Origin of the sequence: Octadecabacter sp. SW4, assembly GCF_008065155.1 — a bacterium.
Classification (GTDB): domain Bacteria; phylum Pseudomonadota; class Alphaproteobacteria; order Rhodobacterales; family Rhodobacteraceae; genus SW4.
The window spans coordinates 1,488,453-1,507,673 of the sequence record NZ_CP042819.1 but is presented as its reverse complement, the minus strand read 5'-3'; the positions used below and the strand labels follow the sequence as shown (position 1 = coordinate 1,507,673).

Here is a 19,221-nt window from a genome sequence, read left to right as displayed (position 1 = left end):
GCCTAGAATCCGGGGCCGACAGCAAGGTTTTGATACATGCCGAACATCGCCGTCACAAAGATCGAGATCATGCCGATCACCTGGGTCCAGATCCGGTGGCGATGCAGGCGTCGATGCAGCTCATCGCCTTTGGGTTCGTGCTGCTCAATCAGCCGCGCCGTGGACAGCGACAGCATTCCCACCAGCGTCATCGGAAAGGCGATCAGGAACACTGCCTGGGCAAACTCGATATCATAGACAAAGGCCAGCAGCCCCAGCGCCGTGAGCAGAAAACAGATAAACCCCAGCAGCCAAAGCCCCGACACACGCCCGATATAGAGCAGGCGGTTGACGTTGATGCGCACCATGTCCTCAAGGTCGGCCTCGGCCTGCCCGCCATGCTTTTTCGCGCGCTGGATCAAATCGAAAGGCACCCCAAGCACCCAATGGCTGGCCGAGGACCAGACCACGGCAAGGCCGATCCAGAACCAAAGGTTCGAGAACGATCGCATGTCGATCACTTCAAAGATTACTTGGGTCCAGTTCACGGGGGGCTGCTTGTCCAAATCGGTTTTGCGGGACACTAACGCCGCAGGCCGCCAATGCCCAGACTTGTGAGCACACAAAATCCGTGGCAGGCCTAGGGGTGTGACCAGAAAGGCCCGCCCATGAAACCGACCGTTGCCCCCTTTCCCGCCGCGCGCCTGCGCCGGACCCGCAAATCGCCCGCCCTGCGCGCGCTGGTGCGCCAGAATGCACTCAGCCCAGATGATTTCATCTGGCCGGTTTTCGTCATGGCAGGCAAGGACGCCGAAGACGCCGTGACCTCAATGCCCGGGGTGGTGCGGCGCACGGTGGATCGTGTGGCAAAGGCCGCGCGCGAGGCCCACGATCTGGGCATCCCCGCAATTTGCATCTTTCCCTACACGGACGCCGCCAACCGGACCGAAGATTGCGCCGCGGCCTGGTCGCCCGACAATCTGACCAATCAGGCGATCCGCGCGATCAAGGACGCCGCCCCCGATATCGCCGTGATGACCGATATCGCGCTCGACCCCTATAATATCAACGGCCACGACGGCTTTGTCGAAAACGGCGAAATCGTCAATGACCGCACGGTTGCGGCGCTTGTCAAAATGGCGTTGGCCCAAGCGGACGCGGGGGCCGATATCCTTGGGCCGTCGGATATGATGGATGGGCGGATCGGCGCGATCAGGACCGCCTTGGAAGGTGACGGCCACCAGAATGTATCCATCCTGTCCTACGCCGCCAAATACGCCAGCGCGTTTTACGGGCCGTTTCGCGATGCGGTCGGGGCGTCGCGCGCACTGACAGGTGACAAGAACACCTATCAGATGGACCCCGCCAATTCCGACGAAGCCCTGCGCCTTGTGCAGCGCGATCTGGCCGAGGGCGCGGATATGGTGATGGTCAAACCCGGCATGCCTTACCTCGATATCTGTCGCCGCGTGAAAGACACCTTTGGCGCGCCGACTTTCGCCTATCAGGTCAGCGGCGAATACGCGATGATCCGGGCAGCGGCCGCGAACGGCTGGCTGGACCACGACAAGGTGATGCTGGAAAGCCTGATGGCCTTCAAACGCGCCGGATGTGACGGAATCCTGACCTATTTCGCCCCTGCCGCCGCGCGCCTCTTGGGCTAAAACCTGCGCAACTGCATCTAGGTGCTGACAGGGCGCGGATTACTGCCTATAGTGTCGCCATAACGGCCAAAAAGGCCGACATATCGAGGCAGCACAATGACACATCTTACACGACGCAACTTTGCTTTGGGGGCCGTTGCAGGCACATCTTTGGCCGCATGTGGCAATGGCATCGGCGGACGCGGGGCGGAAACGATCGACGCGCGCGTCAACTCCACCCTGAATTTCATGTATGCGCAATACCCCGGCACCCGCGATCTGGCCAATAAATCGACGGGGATGCTGGTCATGCCGCTGGTGACCGAAGCGGGCTTTGGCCTTGGCGGGTCATACGGGCGCGGCGCGCTGCGGATCGGGGAAACCACGGTCGATTACTATTCATCCGCCGCCGCGAGCGCCGGTTTGCAGATCGGCGCGCAGCAGTTCAGCCATGTGTTGTTCTTCATGACCCAGAACGCGCTGGTGGAATTCCGTCAGGCCAGCGGCTGGGCGGCAGGCGCCAATCTTGAATATGCCCTGCTGGAACAAGGCGAATCCCTGCGCGCGGAAACGACAACGTCGCTTGCACCGGTGATTGCCGTGATCTTTGCCCAGACGGGGCTGCGCGTTGGCGCGACCCTTGAAGGCACAAAATATACACGCATCATTCCCTAAGCGTTTCCTGCGCAGAGATCAGTGCGATGTCTGCGCAGATCTCAGGCGCGCAGGCGTTCGCCCTTGGGGTCAAAGGGTGGCTCGGCCAGCACCACTCCGCGATGCGGTTTGCCAAGGATCATCACGTCGACCGCATCACCCGCCTTGACCCCCTTGAGATAGCCCAGAGCAAGGCTCATCCCGACGCTATAGCCATATGTGCCGCTGGTCACGCGGCCTACAGGCGTGCCATCGGGCAGGAAAACAGGTTCGCCCCCCGTGGCATCGGCGGTGTCGACATGCTGCACGTGGATCAACGATAGAACTTCACGCGATACATTATCTTTGATCTCTATATATGCGGATTTATTCAGGAAATCTTTTTCTTCTTTGATCAAACGATCCAGACCTACCTCTTGTGGCCAGTATTCGGGGCTGTATTCGCGCCCCCAACTGCCATAGCCCTTTTCGACCCGCAGCGACATCAGTGCGCGGCTGCCCACAGGCCCCGCGCCCAGATCCGCACCAGCCTGCAACAGCGCATCGTAAAGGCGCAGCTGATCATCCTGTTTGCAGTGCAGTTCCCACCCCAGATCGCCGGTGAAAGACACGCGCAGCGCGATGACGGACACCCCGGCGATGTCGATCCTCTGCGAGCGCATGAAGGGGAACGCCGCGGTGCTCAGGTCCGCATTTGTCAACTTTTGCAATAACTTGCGCGACAAAGGTCCAGCAATGTTAAAGCCGCAGATCGCCTCGGTCCGGCTTTCGAATGTGGTGCCTTCGGGCAGCGGCACCTCTTTCCAGAACCGTTGGTGATAACGTTCGGCCATGCCAGAGCCGATCACCATGAATTCATCCTCGCCCAAGCGCGTGACGGTGAAATCACCGGCAATGCCACCACGCACGCCGATCAGCGGTGTCAGACAGGACCGCCCGACCGGTTCGGGCATGTTATTGGCAAAGACCGCATTCAGCCAATCCGCCGCGCCCGGCCCTTTGCAGATGTATTTGGCAAAGTTGGAAATATCAATGATACCAGCGGCTTGGCGCAGCATCTTACATTCGCGACCAACGCTGTCAAACCACGTCTGGCGGGTAAAACCGGCGCTGTCTGGCACATCGGCATCGAAATAGGCCGGATGCTCCCAGCCATAGTTCAACCCGAACGCCGCGCCCATTTCCTTTTGCCGCGCGTATACCGGACGGCGCCGCAGCGGGCGGCCCGCCGCGCGCTCTTCGCCGGGAAAATGGATGCTGAAGCGGTGCGCATATTGGTCGCCCACCCGCGCCTTGGTAAAGGCCTTGTCGGCCCAATCGCCAAAGCGCGCCACATCCCAGGCGAACATATCATAGCGGCTTTCGCCAGTGGTGATCCAATCGGCCGCCATCAACCCCATGCCACCCGATTGGCTAAAGCCGGGGATGATGCCGTTACAGCAGAAATAGTTGCGCAGATCGGGGTGCGGACCAAACAACACGTTGCTGTCGGGCGACCAGATCATCGGCCCGTTGATCACCCGCTTGATGCCCGCCGCGCCCACGACCGGCACGCGATCAATCGCGCGCATCATATTGTCCTCGATCCGTTCCAGATCGTCGGCAAAAAGTTCATGTCCAAAGCCCTGCGGCGTGCCTTCCTCGGCCCAGAACCGCACATCCTTTTCATAGGCCCCGACCAAAAGCCCCTGCCCCTCCTGACGCAGATAGTATTCGCCGTCACGGTCCGCAACCGAGGGCAAGCGCCGATCCATCGCCGCAATTTCAGCGATGGTTTCAGTGACGAAATACTGATGTTCGGTGGGTTGCAGTGGCAGCGTGATGCCCGCGAGGGCCGCCACTTCGCGCCCCCACAGCCCGGCGGCATTGACCACCCAATCGGCACGGATATCACCCTTGGCGGTCTCCACGACCCATGTGCCATCGGGCTGCTGCAACGTGCCTGTGACGGGACAAAAGCGGATGATTTCCGCCCCCATCTGGCGCGCGCCGCTGGCATAGGCGTTTGTCACACCGCTGGGATCGACATTGCCGCCGTCGGGTTCATACATGATGCAGCGGATGCCATCGAAATCGACCAGCGGGTGCAGGCGCGCGGCCTCATCGCGCGACACTTCATGGAAGTTCATCCCGTAAAACCTGGCCTTGGCGGCTTGCAGGCGCAGCTGATGTTCGCGCGCTTCGGTCTGTGCCAGATACAGAGAACCCGGCTGAAACACACCACAACTTTGGCCGGTTTCGGCCTCAAGGGCATTATAAAGCTGCATCGTATAGTGCTGGATCCGGCTGATGTTGGTGCTGTCATGCAGCCCGTGAATATTGGCCGCCGCGTGCCAGGTGGAGCCGCTGGTCAGCTCGTCGCGTTCCAGCAAAACCACATCTGTCCAGCCCGCCTTGGCCAGATGGTAAAGGATCGAGCAACCAATGACACCGCCTCCGATAACGACAGCTTGGGCATGGGTGCGCATTTAGAGACCTTTCGAGCGAATCTTGCCCCTACCTTGACCCGCTGCTTTGGCCATCATTTGTATCAAGGCGACACAAGATGTCGCCAATGCGCTATCGTTTTGCGCGCCGTGGCCTGCACTGTGTCCCAACCTGCAGCGGAGTATCCACATGAAAACCACCACCCGGGCTGTCGTTATCGGCGGCGGCGTCGTTGGCGCCTCTGTCTTGTATCACCTCACGAAACTGGGCTGGTCGGACGTGATGCTGCTGGAACGCAGCGAGCTGACATCAGGGTCCACATGGCATGCGGCAGGTGGTTTCCACACGCTGAACGGTGATACGAACATGGCCGCGCTTCAGGGCTATACCATCAAACTTTACAAGGAGTTGGAGGCGATCACCGGCATGTCCTGCGGCCTGCACCATGTGGGCGGTGTGACATTGGCGGACAATCAGGACCGGTTTGACATGCTGGTCGCGGAACGGGCCAAGCACCGCTACATGGGTCTTGAGACGGAAATCGTCGGCCCTGCCGAGATTGCCAAGATCGCGCCAATCACCAATCTTGATGGCATCATCGGCGGGCTTTACGACCCGCTGGATGGCCACCTTGATCCTTCGGGAACAACCCACGCCTATGCCAGGGCCGCGCGCATGGGTGGCGCGACGATTGAACTGCATTGCAAGGTCGTTGAAACCAACCCACGGCTTGACGGCACATGGGATGTCGTGACGGAAAACGGCACGATCCACGCCGAACATGTGATCAACGCTGGCGGGCTTTGGGCGCGCGAAGTGGCAGCGATGGCGGGGCATTATGTGCCGCTCCACCCGATGGAACACCAATATCTGATCACCGAGGAAACCCCCGAAATCTATGAACGCGACGTGGAACACCCGCATGTCATGGACCCTGCTGGCGAAAGTTATCTGCGCCAGGAAGGGCGCGGTTTATGCATCGGGTTTTACGAGCAGCCCTGCCGCCCCTGGGCCGTGGATGGCACGCCGTGGGACTTTGGCCACGAATTGCTGCCTGATAACCTCGACAAGGTCGAAGACTCGGTCGCCTTTGCCTTCAACCGCTTTCCGGTGCTGGAACGGGCGGGCATCAAATCGGTGATCCATGGTCCTTTTACCTTTGCACCCGATGGCAATCCGCTGGTCGGCCCGGTGCCGGGATTGCGCAATTACTGGTCGGCCTGCGGCGTCATGGCGGGGTTCTCGCAGGGTGGCGGTGTCGGGCTGATGCTGGCGCAGTGGATGGTGCAAGGCGAATGCGAACGCGATGTCACGGCGATGGATGTCGGGCGCTATGGCGATTGGATTTCGCCCGGCTACACCCGCCCAAAGGTCGTGGAAAACTACCAGCGCCGCTTTTCGGTGTCCTATCCCAACGAGGAACTGCCCGCCGCGCGGCCCCATCGCACGACCCCGATGTATGATGTGTTTTCGGGGCTGGGCGCGGTCTGGGGGCAGCAATTCGGGCTTGAGGTGGTGAATTACTTTGCAACCGGCGACGAGCCGACCTTTGAAACCCCGTCATTCCGGCGCTCGAACGCCTTTGCCGCGACCGCCCGCGAGGTAAAGAACGTCCGACAAGCCGTTGGCATTAATGAGGTTCATAACTTTGGCAAGTTCAGTGTCACCGGTCCAAATGCCCGCGCGTGGCTTGACCGGATCATGGCCGGGCGCATCCCCAAGGTCGGGCGGCTGTCGCTGACGCCGATGCTGTCGCCCAAGGGGCGGCTTATGGGGGATTTCACCGTGTCCTGTCTCGCCGAGGATCACTTTCGCCTGACGGCCAGTTACGGTGCGCAGGCGATCCATCACCGCTGGTTCGACCAACATCAAGAAGATGGCGTAAGGGTCGAAAATATAAGCGATAAAGTGAACGGGTTTCAAATCGCGGGGCCGCGTGCGCGTGACCTTTTGGCGGCCTGCACGCGTGATCCGGTCGATCTGGCCTTTCTGGACCTTCGCGACATGGTTGTCGGGCAGGTCAATACGCTGGTGCAGCGGGTCAGCTATACCGGCGATCTGGGCTACGAGATTTACTGCGATCCGATGGATCAGCGACAGTTGTGGCAGACCCTATGGGGCGCGGGGCAGCCGATGGGCATCACCCCCTTCGGGATGCGGGCGATGATGTCGTTGCGGCTGGACCGGTTCTTTGGCTCGTGGCTGTCGGAATTTTCGCCCGATTATACGGCGGCGGAAACCGGGCTGGATCGCTTCATCAGTTTCAAGAAGAACGTCGATTTCATCGGCCGTGCGGCAGCCGAGGCCGAGCGCACGACCCCGCCTGCCCGCACCCTTGCCGCATTCGAGGTCGATGCGGCGGACGCCGATGTCACCGGCTATGAACCGGTATTCATTGATGGCGCCGTGCAGGGCTTCTGCACCTCGGGCGGTTATTCCCATCACGCGGGCAAAAGCATCGCCCTGGCGCTGATCCCGCGGACCCAAGCCGTGGCGGGCCGCAAGGTGCAGATCGAAATTCTGGGCGATCTGCGGGATGCGACCCTGATCACCACGCCTCTCTTTGATGCTGACGGGGCGCGGATGCGCGGCTAGTCTGGTCTCATGATCCTGATCCTTGCGGCTGGCGCTTCGACGCGTATGGGCCACGACAAATTGCTGCTTGATATCGACGGCCAGCCGATGCTGCGCCGGATGGTGGATATCGCCGCTGGGGTCGCCCCGGTTTTGGTCACCCTGCCACCGCGTCCGCATGCCCGCTATGGCGCCTTGAGTGGCGCGCCCTGTATTCTGGTGCCGGTGCCGGACAAGGGGTTTGCGGCCAGCCTGCGCCACGGTGTTGCCGCCCTGCCCGAGCACGCGGATTCTGTGCTGATCCTGCCCGCAGATATGCCAGATGTTTCCGCCGAGGACATGCGCGCGGTGATCAAGGCCAGCACGGATCATCCCGAATACCACATTTGGCGCGCCACCACGGCAGGCGGAAAACCTGGCCATCCGGTGATGTTTGATGCCAGCATGTTCGATCTGTTCGGTGCATTGTATGGCGAGGCGGGCGGCGCGGAAATCATCCGTAACTACCCCGCATTGACCTATGATGTGCCACTGAATGATGATCGGGCGCGCCGCGATATCGACACGCCCGAAGACTGGCAGGACTGGCTGAAAAATCGCTAGCTGGACAGCAGCCTTGCCTCGTGTTTTTTGAGAACCTTGCGCGCTGCGCCAAAGGCAGCGATTGCGCCCAGACCATCCAATTCCGGGAAAAGGCCCCAAATCTCAGAACGTTGCGACGCACCTATCCCGCGCATACCTTTCAGGTGTTTGGTCAATGATGATGCTGTCTTCGCCGCTGTCGCCCTAAATCGTGGCTTGCCCGTTCACACCGGGTATCGCACCCATCACAAAAAAGCGGGGACCGGTTTCCCGATCCCCGCTGACTACGCCCGATGAGGGCGGAGCTGCATATTACTTTACCAGGAGGCGTGCTTCGTGCTTTTTCAACGCCTTGCGGGCCGATTGGTAATCTTCAAGGCCGTCCTTCGACTTCAGCTCGGGGAACAGTTCAAAGATTTCGTTGCGCTGACCATTGCCAATGCCTTTGAGACTGTAATCGCCGGGCTGGAAGCTTTCGGTCCAGGCACCGTTGCCGAGCACCACTTCGTGGCGGTCGAACATGAAGTGGATATAGGCGGTGCCCATCACGTCGATCTCGTGGATGCCCGCGCTGCCGACCAGATGCTTGGCCGCGGCCAACACTTCACGCTCTTCAAAGTAAAGCTGCGTCATGTCGTTGGCGACCAGCATGCGGTGATTTGGCGACACGAGCATATCACGCTCGGGCAGACCATTGCCCAATGCGCCAGCCTTGATCAGGATCGGCTTGAGGTGCGGATTGGCAACCAGTTGCTTGCCCGTCATCTCCTTGCGGCCCACCCAGCGAATTTCCTGGATGCCGTTGTCACGGGTGATGATCCGGTCGCCTTCGCGCAGGTCTTCGACCAGACGCTCGCCTTTCGGGGTCGCGATCGTGGTGCCCGGCGTGAAGCAGGGGATCACGTTCTCGATTTCCGAGAAGGTCATGGTGGACCCGTCAAGGAAAGTCACTGTGCCCGCTTCGGGGTCGCCATCGACGTAGGTGATGAAATCGACGTTGGATCCGGTCAGATCAAGGACATCGACATCGCCATCATCGGGGTCTTCGCCACCGACGACCACATCGCCTGCACCGTCACCGGCTGTATCGACGATAAAGGTGTCGTTGCCAAAGCCGCCCGACTGTTCGTCGGACCCTTGGCCACCACGAATGATGTCGTTGCCGTCGCCGCCGTAGATTTCGTCGTCATCCACGCCACCGTCCAGATAATCCTTACCGGTGCCGCCAAACAGCGTGTCGTCGTCATCGGCCCCAAAGATCGTGTCGTTGCCAGCGCCGCCAAACAACGTGTCGTTGTTGTTGTCGGTCACAAGATCGGGACCAAACGGACCGGAGCCATCGTCAGGAATATTGAGCACATCGGGGAAGGATGGATCAAGACCGCCGTAAATCAGGTCATTGCCGTCATTGCCGTAGATTTCGTCGTTGCCTTCCGAACCGATCACGGTGTCGTTGCCGGTTCCGGCCTCGACGTAGTCATCGTCAACGCCAACGTCGATCGTATCATTGCCCGTGCCGCCAAAGACGGTGTCATTGTCGTCACCTGTGGTGATCGTATCGGCCCCGCTGCCGCCATAAACGGTATCAAGGTCGTTGTTGGGATCGTCGTCGGCGCCGTAAACACCGGGATAGGCCTGATCAGGCAGCGGGTTGTCATCACCCGAGGTGTCGATCACATCGTCACCCGAGCCACCGTCGACCTCGTCATTGCCGTCACCGCCGATGATGCTGTCGTCGTTGTTGCCGCCGTTGATGGTGTCGTTGCCGTCACCGCCGTCGATCAGGTCGTCGCCGCCGCCGCCATCAATGGAGTCGTTACCGTCCCCACCTTCAACGATGTCGTCATTCGCGCCAGCCCAAAGATCATCGTCGCCGTCGCCGCCGTAAAGCTCGTCGTCGCCGCCCGAGCCTTCCAGTTTGTCGTCGCCATCTTCACCAAACAGGATGTCGTCGCCAGCGCCGCCATCGATCATGTCATTGCCGGTGCCGCCATAGACAGTGTCATCGCCTTCGTCGCCGGACAGAATGTCGTTCCCGGTGCCGCCGAATACGGTGTCGTCGCCCACACCGGCCATGATGCTATCGTCACCTTCATCGCCAAACAGCGTATCATCGCCGCCGAGGCCTTCGCCGGTCACGACGTCATAATACATGTCCGTGATATTGATGCCGGAATTGCCCGAGCCATCCTGCGTATGTTCGACCACGATCTTGGCCACAGGTCCGGCAATCGAAACCTGAAGGTTGTATTTTGAGCTATCAATGTCGTCATAGCCGCCATCGCTATCGGCCGTATCGGCCCCATTCACGCCATCGGTGTCCAGCAGGGTCAGCTTGTAGCCGCCCACCAGATTGACGGGAATCTCGTTACCGTTTGCGTCGTAGGCGGTGATCTTGACAACACCGTCGCCATCGATGTCGTTGATGTTGAAATCGACGTCCGTGACCGGTGCCGAGAACACCCACTGGAATTTGCCGCTGCCGTCCTGGCCGTTGGTCACGGATTCAAGCGAACTGTCAGTGTCGATCGCTTCGCTGCCGCTGTCGATCCCGTCAACGTTCAACTGATCTGTGCCCAGCCGACTGTCGTGGCCGTTGACATCCTCGAGGCGGGTAAAGGTCACATCGACCGCGCCGGTGTCCTGCACGAATGTGGTGTCGACCTGTTGTTCCGTCGCTTGGTCCCATTCGAAACTCTCGCGCACGACGGTTTTGCCACCATCGCCAACGATGGTGTCGTTACCGGTCCCGCCGTATACTTCGTCGTCGCCGTTGCCTGCGACGATATTGTCGTCGCCACCATAGCCATAGATCAGGTCGTCATCCCCGACATCCCCGGGAAGGATTGCGTCGTTACCATCAACCTTGTCGCCGTCCGCGTCCGTGTAACCAAGGATGATTTGATCATCGCCATTCGTACCGTCAACCGTCCCGTCGCGCATGTCGACTTGCGTGTTCTTGGAGCCGGTATTTTTTGAGCCCGTATTTTTTGACCCGGTATTCGTCGACCCAGTATTTTTTGACCCGGTATTCGTCGAACCGGTATTCGTCGACCCAGTATTCGTCGAACCCGTGTATGTGGAGCCGGTGTGCGTGGATCCAGTATTCACTGAACTTGCGGTCGTCACGACCGTGTTTTTCGACCCAGTGTTTTTTGAAGAAATCGACATTGCTTCACCTATCTCAAATTTGGAACACACGTTCAGACGACCTTCGCCGCTGCACCCACGCTCGAATAAAGGGACTACTTCAGACCCAGACTCTTCGCCTGCCCCCCAGCACGCTTGGATCATTAATCTACAGACTGAGACAAAATATCGAGAAAAAAATGGCAGAAAAAAGGCGCGGCGGCCGATAGGAAATGGTTTTATTCAACAAATACAGCGTATTAACCAAATGCCTCTTCTGAGCGAGGTTCGCGCGCTCCATCTTACTTAGGCCGCATTTGCTGCCTAAAATGTGAACAATCCAAGAAAGCGGTATTAATTGTTTCAATCCTGCCACTAAAAACCGTCGAATCACCTCATGAGCACAAACCTTTCCAAGTCGTTAGCCGCTATCGGGCCTGATCGGCTTGCCGCGCGCCTTGACGCCCTGTCCGGCCGCACGGTCAAGACCATATCCCTGCCGGGCGGAAATCAGCGAAACGTGCTGCGCGTGACATTCCATGACGGCCCGTCGTGGATACTTATCAAAAGGGACAAGGATTACCGCGAAGCCCGCGAGCGTCAGGTGCTTGACGTTCTGGCCGCGATCCAGACCAAACGGGTGCCGCGTGTCCTGGGCGTGCTGGGTGAGTGGACGATCATCAGTGACCTGGGCAAGAACCGCCTGACCCATCATATTCAGCGCACGGCAGCAGCGGATCGCTGGCAGGTTGTGGAAAACACTGCCCGCGAGATATTGGCGTTTCAGGATGCGGCAAACGCATGCCCGGATATTGCATCGTTGCCGCCTGTTCTCTTGTCCGAGGATGAGCTATTGCATATCGCCACAGGCCCGGAACGCACCTGCACCCGCTACAAGCTGGACCTGCCGGTGCCCGTGCCTGACTCCCTGTTGCCCTGGATCGGCGCGCCCACGCCCCGCTTTATCAAGGGGGACTGCCGCGCCGCCAATATCGTCATGGACGACGACGGTGTGTTGGGCTGGATTGATTTTGAATACGCCGGATTGCGCCATGGCAGCGAGGATCTGGCATGGCTGCTATGTGATGAAACCTTGGCGGTGCCGCTTGATGGGCGGCTGGATGCGGTTGACGCCTTGATCCGCGAGGCCAGACCCGACGACCCTGAATCCTACCTCAAGTCCTTTTGCATCAACGCAACCCTTCACGCAGGCATGCGTTTGCGGGTGATCCATAACGAACTGCGCAAGGGTGCATGGCTCGACTATGGCAACATCATCAAGGATGATCTGGTCGGCGTGCACCCTGAACTGACGATGCGTCTTGCACGAAAGGCCGGCCTGCTCGCCGATCAATACCCCGAGACGCGGGCATTGGTCGACATTTACGCGGCCATTGGCGAGATGGTCGAACAAGCACGCACAGCACCGGACTGACAGCATAACCGTAGCCTGGGAAAATCGTTGGTACCGGTGGTCGGACTCGAACCGACACAACATTGCTGTCGGGGGATTTTGAATCCCCTGCGTCTACCATTCCGCCACACCGGCCAGCCAACGGGCGCGGTTTACCCCTGCCTGCGGGCCACGTCAACGCCCCTCAAGCCACCTTGCGCCAATGGCGTCACATTGGGTCAGATCGCGGCCTGCCACCGCGCACGCTTCCGGGCCGCCTGCCCCGCAAAATACGCATATCCTACGCGATCCCTGCACCCTGGCGCGCTTGACCTGCGCGCGCGCCCATGCCCTAAGGGGAAAAACAATTCGCGGCCGAGCAACCCATGATCAGACGACTTTACGACTGGACCCTGTCGTTGGTAGACAGCCCCCATGCGCTTTGGGCGTTGGCGGCGGTGGCGTTTATCGAATCCTCGGTCTTTCCGATCCCGCCTGATGTGCTGATGATCCCGATGATCATCGCGCGCCCGAACCGCGCGTTCCTGATCGCAGGCATTGCCCTGGTCGCATCGGTGCTGGGCGGGATGCTGGGCTATGCGATTGGCGCATTCGCCTTTGAAAGCATCGGCCAACCCATCCTGCAAAGCCTTGGCAAAGCCGATTCAATGGCCGAATTCAATACCCGCTTCAACGATCTGGGCTTTTGGGCGGTGCTGGTCGCGGGCATCACGCCCTTCCCCTACAAGGTCATCACGATCATGTCGGGCTGGACGGGAATGCCACTGGCGACCTTTATCATCACTTCGATCATTGCACGCGGCTTGCGGTTCTTTGTCGTGGCCGCGCTGCTGTGGAAGTTCGGCACACCAATTCGCGACTTCATCGAGCGTCGGCTGGGACTTGTGTTCACCGTGTTCTGCGTCCTACTGATCGGCGGATTCCTATTAGTGAGATACATATGACCCGCAATTCCCTGATTTTCATCGCCGCTGGCGGCTCGTTCGCACTTTTGGCCGGGGCCTTCCTGTTTCAGGCGATCGGCTATGCCCCATGTCAGCTGTGCCTGTGGCAACGCTGGCCCCATGCGGCGGCAATCGTGATCGGCGCGCTGGTGCTGGCAGCGGGTTTTTCGGGGCGTCTTTGGGCCTGGCTGGGGGCATTGGCGGCGGCGGCCACGGGCGGGATCGGGATATACCACACCGGAATCGAACGCGGCTGGTGGCAAGGGCCGACAAGCTGCACCGGCAGCGGCGATCTGGGCAGCGGCGCGGATCTGTTGTCGATGGACGGCCCGGCGCTGGTGCTGTGCGATCAGGTGTCGCTCTGGATATTGGGGCTGTCGATGGCCAGCTGGAACGTGATTTTCTCGCTCGCGTTCATGGCCATCTGGATCATGGCCGCGCGGCGCTAACGCCCCCGCCCGGCGCGCCGCGTCGATAGCAACAGATTGGTTTCACTGCGCGTCACGCCGTCAATCCGGCGAATGTCAAACAACACCTTGTCAAGTGCCTCAAGCGTGTCTGTGCCGATCTCGACCACCAGATCCCAAGCGCCATTGGTGGAATGCACAGCCGTGACGGCAACCATCCCCTGCAAGGACCGGGTGATCCGTTCGGTGCCACGCCCCTCGATCCCCAGCATCATCAGCCCGCGCACCGGACTTGGCGCGACATCGCGGCGGGTCTGCACCGTGAACCCGGCGATTTCCCCGCTTTGCAGCAACCGCGCCATGCGCGCACGCACGGTCGCGCGGGTCACACCCAGATCGGCCGCCAGATCGGACAGGGACGCGCGCCCGTCACGGCGCAGCGCGGCAATCAGGCTCGTATCAAGTTCGTCCATTTCGGCACATCTTTCTATCCAGTTCGGCCATTCGTCACCCATTTCGCACAAATTGACGCCTGACACCACCACCATAACGGACGACAGTCAGCTTATGGAAAACACACATTGCATTCTTATCGGCGCACCGGTGGACTGTGGCAAACGCAATCGCGGCTGTCTCATGGGGCCGGACGCCTATCGCACCGCCGGGCTGGCCGAGGCGATCACCGGCCTTGGCCATACCGCCACGGACCTTGGCAACCTGACCGCCGCCAAGGTGCCCGAAACGGCCCCGCGCAACCCGCTGGTTTACAAGCTGGCGGAAAATATCGGCTGGACAAGAACCCTGTCAGCCGCTGCGCGCAACGCGGCCAAGGAGGGAATGCCGATCTTTCTGGGTGGCGATCACGCGCTCTCGCTTGGCTCGGTCGCGGGGATGGCGGCGCATGCGGCAGACCAGAACCGGCCGCTGTTTGTGCTTTGGCTTGATGCGCATTCCGATTTTCACACGCCCGACAGCACCGACAGCGGAAATCTGCACGGCACGCCCGTGGGCTATCTGACGGGGCGCGACGGGTTTGACGCCTTCCCGCCCCTGCCCGCCGTGGTGCCGACGCAGAACATCTGCATGATCGGTTTGCGGTCCGTCGACAGTGCCGAACATGCGGCACTTCAGGGCAGCGATGTCACATATGTCGACATGCGCGCCATTGACGAGGGCGGGATCAAGGCACCGCTGGCCGATTTCCTTGCCAGGGTCGCGGCGGCGAACGGCCTGCTGCATGTCTCGCTCGATGTGGATTTTCTTGACCCATCCATCGCGCCTGCCGTCGGCACAACCGTGCCGGGCGGGGCCACGATGCGCGAGGCCCATCTGGTGATGGAACTGTTGCATGACAGCGCACTTGTGACCTCGCTCGATCTGGTCGAACTCAACCCCTTTCTTGATGATCGCGGGCGCACGGCGTCCCTCATGGTCGATCTCACCGCCTCCCTGCTGGGGCGGCGTATCTTTGACCGGCCCACGCGGAGCTTTACATGACAACCCCTTCCAAACTTGCCCTTGTTCCGTTCGTGTCGGTCGATCACATGATGCAACTGGTGCATTCCATCGGTATCCAGCAGATGCTGCGCGATCTGGCCGCTTATATCGAGGCCGATTTCAAACGCTGGGAATTGTTCGACAAAACCCCGCGCGTGGCCTCCCACTCGGCCGAAGGGGTGATCGAACTGATGCCCACCTCGGACGGGGAGGTTTATGGCTTCAAATACGTCAACGGCCACCCCAAGAACACCAAGGAGGGCCTGCAAACCGTGACGGCCTTTGGGCTTTTGGCCAATGTCGGCAATGGCTATCCGGTGCTGCTGTCGGAAATGACGCTGCTGACCGGGCTGCGCACCGCCGCCGCCTCGGCCCTGGTCGGGCGCTATCTTGCCCCCAAGGGCGCGACAACAATGGCGATGATCGGCAATGGCGCGCAAAGTGAATTTCAATGCATGGCGTTTCAAGCCATCTGCGGGGTCGACACGGTGCGCCTTTTTGATATCGACGCGGCGGCGCGCGAAAAATGCGCCCGCAATCTGGCGGGCTCGGGCCTCACGGTGGTGAAATGCACCACCCCCGAAGAGGCCATCATGGGCGCGCAGATCATCACGACCTGCACCGCCGACAAACAATATGCAACGATCCTGACCGACAACATGGTTGGCAGCGGCGTGCACATCAACGCCATTGGCGGCGATTGTCCGGGCAAGACAGAGCTGCACCGCGATATCCTGCTGCGGTCCGATATTTTCGTCGAATTTCCCGAACAGACCCGGATCGAGGGCGAAATCCAGCAACTTGACCCCGATCACCCCGTTACCGAACTGTGGCAGGTCATGACGGGCGCGGCCAAGGGGCGCACAGACGCGCGCCAGATCACGCTGTTCGACAGTGTCGGCTTTGCCGTGGAAGACTTCAGCGCCTTGCGCTACGTGCGCGACAAGATCAAAGGCACGGCATTTTACAGCGACCTCGACATGCTCGCCGATCCGGACGATCCGCGCGATCTGTTCGGCATGCTGTTGCGCGCAGGCTAACCCTTTCTTCTGTTCAAAATAACTCCGGGGGAGTCCGCAAGGACGGGGGCAGCGCCCCCGCGCCCGCCCGCCACACAAACAGGCCTTCGCCCATTGCACCCCAGCACTTGCGTCTGATATACCGCTGTTAACAAAATATAGCGGTTCAAGACCAGACAGGCGAGATACGTGAACGATACCCCGGAAACACCTGAAAACCCTGACGAAAACACGCCTGCGCGCTACGTCTATGATGGCCCTTCGATCTCGATCACCGACGAGATGAAGACCTCCTATCTGGACTATGCCATGTCGGTGATCGTCAGCCGCGCGATTCCCGACCTGCGCGACGGGTTGAAACCGGTGCATCGCCGCATCCTTTTCGCCATGAGCGAGACCAATAACAGCCACGACAAACCCTATCGCAAATCGGCCCGCCCGGTGGGCGATGTGATGGGTCAATACCACCCGCACGGCGATAGCGCGATCTATGACGCGCTGGTGCGGATGGCGCAGGATTTCTCCATGTCGCTGCCGCTGCTGGACGGGCAAGGCAACTTTGGCTCGATGGATGGCGATAACGCCGCCGCGATGCGCTATACCGAAGTGCGGATGGACAAGCCCGCCGCCTATCTTCTGGCGGATATCGACAAGGACACCGTTGATTTCCAAGACAATTATGACGGGAAACAAAAGGAACCCACGGTTCTGCCAGCCCGTTTCCCCAATATGCTGGTCAATGGCGCAGGTGGGATCGCCGTCGGGATGGCGACCAATATTCCGCCCCATAATCTGGGCGAAGTTGTCGATGCCACGCTGGCCCTGATCGACAAGCCGGACCTGAGCAGTGAAGAACTGATCGACTATGTCCCGGGGCCGGATTTCCCCACTGGCGGCATCATGCTGGGCCGCTCTGGCGCGCGCAAAGCCTATCTTGAGGGGCGCGGCAGCGTGATTATCCGCTCCAAAACCCACATCGAGGAATTGCGCAAGGATCGCTGGGCGATTGTGATCGACGAAATCCCCTATCAGGTGAACAAGGCCGCGATGATCGAAAAGATCGCCGAGGCCGCGCGCGAAAAGCGGATCGAAGGCATCGCGCATGTGCAGGACGAATCCGATCGCAATGGCGTGCGGGTCGTTGTTGAACTCAAACGCGATGCCACCGCCGAGGTCGTGCTGAACCAGTTGTTCCGCTTCACGCCGATGCAGACCTATTTCGGCTGCAACATGCTGGCCCTCAATGGTGGGCGTCCCGAAACGCTGACCCTGCGCCGGTTCCTCACATCGTTCATCGACTTTCGCGAAGACGTGGTCGCGCGCCGCACCGCATTTGAATTGCGCAAGGCCCGCGAACGCAGCCACATCCTGTGCGGTCTGGCCGTGGCCGTTACCAATATCGATGAAATCGTCGCTGCGATCCGGTCATCTGCGGACGCCGCCGAGGCGCGCGAGAAACTGATGACACGCCGCTGGCCTGCCCGCGATATCCTTGAATATATTGCCCTGATTGACGATCCGACCCATACGGCCAACGACGATGGCAGTTATAATCTGTCCGAAACCCAGGCCCGCGCGATTTTGGATTTGCGCCTGCAACGCCTGACCCAGATCGGCGTCAAGGAAGTGACGGACGAATTGCAGGAACTGGCCGGGAAGATCCGCGAATACCTTGCGATCCTGTCCAGCCGTGACCGGATCATGGACATCATCCGCACCGAACTGGCCGAGGTGCGCGACTTGTTCGCCGTGCCGCGCCGCACCGAAATCGTCGACTGGTCGGGCGATATGGAAGACGAAGACCTGATCGAGCGCGAGGACATGGTCGTCACCGTCACCTCGGGCGGCTATATCAAACGCACGGCTTTGGCCGACTTCCGCGCGCAGCGCCGTGGCGGCAAGGGCGTGGGCGGCATGGCCACCAAGGAAGAAGACGTGGTCACCACCCTGTTTGTGGCCAATACCCACACGCAGCTATTGTTCTTTACGACCGATGGCATGGTCTACAAGCTAAAGACATGGCGTCTGCCGCAGGGTTCGCGCACCTCCAAGGGCAAGGCGATCGTGAATATCCTGCCGATTCCGACGGGCGTGTCGATTGCCGCCATCATGCCGGTGGACCGCGACGAAAAAGACTGGGACGACCTGCAAATCATGTTCGCCACATCTGCTGGAAGTGTGCGCCGTAACCGGTTGTCAGACTTCACAAATGTGAAATCAAACGGCAAGATCGCCATGAAGTTCGAGGATGATCACGCCGACACCAAACTGATCAACGCGCGTATCTGCAGCGACGAAGACGACGTGATGCTGACGACCGATTCAGGGCGCGCGATCCGCTTTCGCGCCACCGATGTGCGGGTGTTCAACAGCCGCGCGTCGGTTGGCGTGCGCGGGATCAGATTGAACGGCGACGACACGGTCGTGTCGATGTCCGTCATTCGCCACTTCGAGGCCGATCCAGCCGAACGCGCCGCCTATCTCAAGATGCGCCGCGCGATGGCGGGCCTGGCCGATGATGCCGAAAACGAAGACGAAGAGGACGCCCCCGCAGGCGCGATTTCCCCCGAACGCTACGCCGAAATGTCAGCATCCGAAAACCTGATCCTGACGATTACCGCGGGCGGCGCGGGCAAGCTGTCCAGCAGCCACGACTATCCCCTGCGCGGGCGTGGCGGCATGGGGGTCATGGCGATGGACAAGGCGATGCGCGGCGGCGCGCTGGTCGCCTCCTTCCCCGTCGATCTGGACGACCAGATCATGCTGGCGACCTCGAAGGGTCAGTCGATCCGCGTACCGGTCGAAGGGATCAGCTTTCGCTCGCGCAGCGCCGGTGGCGTCAAGGTGTTCGACACCGGCAAGGGCGAAGAAGTGGTTAGCGTTGCCTGGATCGCCGAACAGGGCGACGCGGATGAAGGCGCAGAAGCCGAATAGACGTCAGGGTTCGCAAGT

At 60.3% G+C, this 19,221-nt stretch carries 14 protein-coding genes, 1 tRNA gene and 1 pseudogene; 10 read left to right on the top strand and 6 right to left on the bottom strand.

The window, feature by feature from the left end; all coding sequences use genetic code 11:
• Window positions 1-2: 2 nt before the first annotated feature.
• A complete protein-coding gene (locus FTO60_RS07435) occupies window positions 3-527 on the bottom strand; it encodes a component of SufBCD complex (protein ID WP_172623837.1) in 525 nt (174 codons plus the stop codon).
• A gap of 120 nt (window positions 528-647) precedes the next feature.
• On the opposite strand from FTO60_RS07435, the gene hemB reads away from it, so the two are divergent.
• Window positions 648-1,643 carry a porphobilinogen synthase gene (gene hemB / locus FTO60_RS07430; protein ID WP_148055363.1) on the top strand — a complete coding sequence of 332 codons (996 nt, stop codon included), beginning with the start codon at window positions 648-650 and terminating at the stop codon, window positions 1,641-1,643.
• A 96-nt stretch (window positions 1,644-1,739) separates the two neighbouring features.
• The gene (locus FTO60_RS07425) at window positions 1,740-2,297 is read left to right on the top strand and encodes a YSC84-related protein (RefSeq protein WP_148055362.1); all 558 of its coding nucleotides are present in this window, start codon (window positions 1,740-1,742) and stop codon (window positions 2,295-2,297) included.
• A 41-nt stretch (window positions 2,298-2,338) separates the two neighbouring features.
• Here FTO60_RS07425 and FTO60_RS07420 read toward each other — a convergent pair whose 3' ends face one another.
• Window positions 2,339-4,744 carry an FAD-dependent oxidoreductase gene (locus FTO60_RS07420; RefSeq protein ID WP_148055361.1) on the bottom strand — a complete coding sequence of 802 codons (2,406 nt, stop codon included), beginning with the start codon at window positions 4,742-4,744 and terminating at the stop codon, window positions 2,339-2,341.
• A gap of 148 nt (window positions 4,745-4,892) precedes the next feature.
• Between FTO60_RS07420 and FTO60_RS07415 the strand changes: the two genes are divergently transcribed.
• Both FTO60_RS07415 and FTO60_RS07410 read left to right on the top strand, forming a co-directional pair.
• Entirely contained in the window at window positions 4,893-7,298 is a 2,406-nt protein-coding gene (locus tag FTO60_RS07415) for an FAD-dependent oxidoreductase (RefSeq protein WP_148055360.1), read from the top strand.
• 9 nt (window positions 7,299-7,307) lie between these two features.
• On the top strand, window positions 7,308-7,880 hold the full coding sequence (locus FTO60_RS07410) for an NTP transferase domain-containing protein (RefSeq protein ID WP_148055359.1): 573 nt from the start codon (window positions 7,308-7,310) through the stop codon (window positions 7,878-7,880).
• Between the two features lie 291 nt (window positions 7,881-8,171).
• Here FTO60_RS07410 and FTO60_RS07405 read toward each other — a convergent pair whose 3' ends face one another.
• Window positions 8,172-10,802, bottom strand: coding sequence for a Hint domain-containing protein (locus FTO60_RS07405; protein WP_302849710.1), 2,631 nt, complete (start codon window positions 10,800-10,802; stop codon window positions 8,172-8,174).
• 63 nt (window positions 10,803-10,865) lie between these two features.
• Window positions 10,866-11,030, bottom strand: a pseudogene (locus tag FTO60_RS18025) (hypothetical protein); the annotation flags it as partial.
• Between the two features lie 355 nt (window positions 11,031-11,385).
• On the opposite strand from FTO60_RS18025, the gene FTO60_RS07400 reads away from it, so the two are divergent.
• Entirely contained in the window at window positions 11,386-12,423 is a 1,038-nt protein-coding gene (locus FTO60_RS07400; protein WP_148055357.1) for a phosphotransferase family protein, read from the top strand.
• A gap of 28 nt (window positions 12,424-12,451) precedes the next feature.
• Here FTO60_RS07400 and FTO60_RS07395 read toward each other — a convergent pair.
• Window positions 12,452-12,537: transfer RNA gene (locus FTO60_RS07395), tRNA-Leu, on the bottom strand.
• 230 nt (window positions 12,538-12,767) lie between these two features.
• Between FTO60_RS07395 and FTO60_RS07390 the strand changes: the two genes are divergently transcribed.
• The gene (locus tag FTO60_RS07390) at window positions 12,768-13,346 is read left to right on the top strand and encodes a YqaA family protein (RefSeq protein ID WP_148055356.1); all 579 of its coding nucleotides are present in this window, start codon (window positions 12,768-12,770) and stop codon (window positions 13,344-13,346) included.
• Window positions 13,343-13,795 carry a disulfide bond formation protein B gene (locus FTO60_RS07385; protein WP_148055355.1) on the top strand — a complete coding sequence of 151 codons (453 nt, stop codon included), beginning with the start codon at window positions 13,343-13,345 and terminating at the stop codon, window positions 13,793-13,795. Before FTO60_RS07390 ends, FTO60_RS07385 begins: the two co-directional genes overlap by 4 nt.
• Here FTO60_RS07385 and FTO60_RS07380 read toward each other — a convergent pair.
• Complete coding sequence (locus tag FTO60_RS07380; RefSeq protein WP_148055354.1) at window positions 13,792-14,226, bottom strand: Lrp/AsnC family transcriptional regulator; 435 nt, start codon at window positions 14,224-14,226, stop codon at window positions 13,792-13,794. The two genes, FTO60_RS07385 and FTO60_RS07380, sit on opposite strands and share 4 nt — an antisense overlap.
• A 94-nt stretch (window positions 14,227-14,320) precedes the next feature.
• Between FTO60_RS07380 and rocF the strand changes: the two genes are divergently transcribed.
• The 3 genes from rocF to gyrA all read left to right on the top strand — a co-directional run bounded on the left by rocF (window position 14,321) and on the right by gyrA (window position 19,203).
• On the top strand, window positions 14,321-15,250 hold the full coding sequence (gene rocF / locus FTO60_RS07375; protein WP_148055353.1) for an arginase: 930 nt from the start codon (window positions 14,321-14,323) through the stop codon (window positions 15,248-15,250).
• Window positions 15,247-16,290: an ornithine cyclodeaminase gene (locus FTO60_RS07370; RefSeq protein WP_148055352.1), complete on the top strand. Its 1,044-nt coding sequence runs from the start codon at window positions 15,247-15,249 to the stop codon at window positions 16,288-16,290. The genes rocF and FTO60_RS07370 overlap by 4 nt, the downstream gene beginning before the upstream one ends.
• A gap of 168 nt (window positions 16,291-16,458) precedes the next feature.
• Entirely contained in the window at window positions 16,459-19,203 is a 2,745-nt protein-coding gene (gyrA, locus tag FTO60_RS07365; RefSeq protein WP_148055351.1) for a DNA gyrase subunit A, read from the top strand.
• Window positions 19,204-19,221 lie beyond the last annotated feature (18 nt).

Coding starts and splice junctions, on each gene's coding strand:
- hemB (WP_148055363.1), top strand. CDS start 648: ATGAAACCGACCGTTGCCCCCTTTCCCGCCGCGCGCCTGCGCCGGACC.
- FTO60_RS07425 (WP_148055362.1), top strand. CDS start 1,740: ATGACACATCTTACACGACGCAACTTTGCTTTGGGGGCCGTTGCAGGC.
- FTO60_RS07420 (WP_148055361.1), bottom strand. CDS start 4,744: ATGCGCACCCATGCCCAAGCTGTCGTTATCGGAGGCGGTGTCATTGGT.
- FTO60_RS07415 (WP_148055360.1), top strand. CDS start 4,893: ATGAAAACCACCACCCGGGCTGTCGTTATCGGCGGCGGCGTCGTTGGC.
- FTO60_RS07410 (WP_148055359.1), top strand. CDS start 7,308: ATGATCCTGATCCTTGCGGCTGGCGCTTCGACGCGTATGGGCCACGAC.
- FTO60_RS07405 (WP_302849710.1), bottom strand. CDS start 10,802: ATGCGCGACGGGACGGTTGACGGTACGAATGGCGATGATCAAATCATC.
- FTO60_RS07400 (WP_148055357.1), top strand. CDS start 11,386: ATGAGCACAAACCTTTCCAAGTCGTTAGCCGCTATCGGGCCTGATCGG.
- FTO60_RS07390 (WP_148055356.1), top strand. CDS start 12,768: ATGATCAGACGACTTTACGACTGGACCCTGTCGTTGGTAGACAGCCCC.
- FTO60_RS07385 (WP_148055355.1), top strand. CDS start 13,343: ATGACCCGCAATTCCCTGATTTTCATCGCCGCTGGCGGCTCGTTCGCA.
- FTO60_RS07380 (WP_148055354.1), bottom strand. CDS start 14,226: ATGGACGAACTTGATACGAGCCTGATTGCCGCGCTGCGCCGTGACGGG.
- rocF (WP_148055353.1), top strand. CDS start 14,321: ATGGAAAACACACATTGCATTCTTATCGGCGCACCGGTGGACTGTGGC.
- FTO60_RS07370 (WP_148055352.1), top strand. CDS start 15,247: ATGACAACCCCTTCCAAACTTGCCCTTGTTCCGTTCGTGTCGGTCGAT.